A 2216-nucleotide genomic window follows, 5' to 3' on the forward strand; every position below is an offset into this window, starting at 1 on the left:
TCAGTGACCGGTTTCTCCAGATTGAACGTGGTTTCGCGGCTCATCATCGGGTTTGCCGCCCTTTTTGCCGTCACGACGTCGGTGAGCGTTTACTCGATGATAAAGCTGAACGAGTTCAACAAGGCGAGCGCCCATATGCTCGAGCTGGGAGAGCGCCTCATCGAGCACAAGGAGCGGCTGAGCGACGCCCTTCTTTCCGAGCTGTCCTACGAGAAGAAGTATGCCATCTCGAAGGACCCTGCCTTCCGCGAAGGTTTTGTCACGGCCGGCAGGGACTTCACAAAGCACCTTGCCGGGGCCTCCGCGATCGCCGATACCCTCGGCAGCAAGGAGATACTTGACAACATCGCGAAGCAGCACTCCCGGTACAGGGACCTCATCGAGGAGGAGGCAAAGTACGGCGGGTCGGGCGGCGCGCGTCGCCCCGGCTGGTACCGCCAGGAGAAGGAAAAGACCGTCGAGGCCATGATAGAGGAGGTCAAGAACCTTGAGCTCTATATCGAGGACGACACGAGAAACAGGATAGACGGGTTGGCAAAGGCGGGGACGAGGGCGCTCAAGACCGGCCTCATAATGGCAGCCTCATCGCTTCTCATCGGTATTCTCATCGCCGCGGGAATCACGCTCAGCATCACGCGGCCCCTTTCCGTCATAAAGAGGAAGACGCGAAAGATCTCAAGCGGTAACTTCGAGGACCCCCTCACCCTTTCTTCACCGCCGGAGATCGGGCACCTTGCGCGGGCCCTCAACCTCATGTGCGACAGGTTGAAAGAGGCGGAGAGGATGAAATCCGACTTCTTTTCTCTCATGGCTCACGAGCTCAGGACCCCCCTTGCTTCCATGAAAGGGGGCATCGCCCTCCTGAAGAGGGATGTCGACGGGTCGCACGGGCAAGCGAGGGACAAGGTCCTTGCCATCATGTCCGAGGAGTGCAACCGCTTGATAGAACACGTGAATTCCCTTCTCGACCTGTCAAAGATGGAAGCCGGCATTATTGACTTCAACTTTGCTCCCGGAGATGTTAAACCTATAGTGCAGAGGGCAGCTTCGGAGATCGAGCCGCTCTATGCCGCCAGGTCAATAACCTTCGAGTTCCATGAGACCGGGGAGATGCCGTCCGTCACGATGGATGGCGAAAGGGTCCTTCAGGTCATGCGGAACCTGCTCGGGAACGCGGTGAAATTCACGCCCGACGGAGGCCGCATAGCGGTATCCCTGAAGCCCGTTGCGGGAGGTGTGGAGATCTCCGTTGCCGATTCGGGGACGGGCATTCCGGAAGAGGACCGCACGGCGATCTTCGACAAGTACAGGCAGTCGGCGACGCGGGCCTACTCGGGGGGCACGGGTACCGGCCTTGGCCTCGCCATCGCGAAGCATGTGGTGGATGCCCATGGAGGCAGGATTTGGGTAGAAAGCGAATTGGGAAAAGGAAGCACATTTACGGTCTTCTTGCGGGGCTGATCGTGCTTCTTCTTTCCGGGTGCAGCTATGTTCCCATACAGAACAGCGCACCGGAGGACACCGTCAGGGAAGGCAACGCAAAGGAGGAGAAGCTGGCCGAAAGGCTGCAGAAGGCGGCGGAGCTCTACGGGCACGGCGACTTTGACGGCGGACTGAAGGCGAATCAGGCCATACTGTCCCTTTGCGGCAAGAAACCGCCCTGCGATCAGGCCCTGTTCAACATGGGCCTCATTTACGCCAGCAACAACAACGCGAAGAGGGATTACAGGAAGTCCATGGCCATGTTCCAGAGAGTGGTCAGGGAGTATCCCCAGAGCCCGCTCGTGCCGCAGGCGAAGACCTGGATAGGGGTGCTCGATGTCATCGAGAGGTCGAAGGAGGTCGACATGGAGATAGAGCGGGCAAAGAAGAAACTGGCGAGGTAAGGGGATGTCCCTCGGAAACATACTGGTCGTCGACGACGATCGAAACCTCCTCGAGCTGATGGGCATGATGCTTCAGTCCGCGGACTACGAAGTCACGACCGCCCGCGACGGGGACGGGGCGCTTTCGGCGGTGAAGGCGCAGGCCTTCCACCTTGCCGTTGTCGACCTTAAGCTCCCGGGCACGGACGGGATCAGTCTCATGCGTGAACTCCACCAGATAAACCCGGAAATACCCGTTATCATCCTCACGGCGCACAGCAGCGTGAAAAGCGCCGTCGAGGCCATCAGGATGGGCGCCTTCAACTACCTGGCGAAGCCTTTCGACCTGGA

3 protein-coding genes are annotated in these 2216 nt (G+C 59.2%); all 3 read left to right on the forward strand.

The features are described from left to right. Positions 1-1461: HAMP domain-containing protein (locus tag GXX82_08205; GenBank protein NLT23013.1), on the forward strand; the 1461-nt coding region annotated here is incomplete at its 5' end. Further along, complete coding sequence (locus tag GXX82_08210) at positions 1404-1886, forward strand: tetratricopeptide repeat protein (GenBank protein ID NLT23014.1); 483 nt, start codon at positions 1404-1406, stop codon at positions 1884-1886. The genes GXX82_08205 and GXX82_08210, both read left to right, overlap by 58 nt. Positions 1887-1890: 4 nt before the next feature. Further along, positions 1891-2216 (forward strand): response regulator (locus GXX82_08215; protein ID NLT23015.1); only part of this gene is annotated, 326 nt, incomplete at its 3' end.

It is taken from the genome of Syntrophorhabdus sp. (genome assembly GCA_012719415.1).
Lineage (GTDB): Bacteria > Desulfobacterota > Syntrophorhabdia > Syntrophorhabdales > Syntrophorhabdaceae > Delta-02.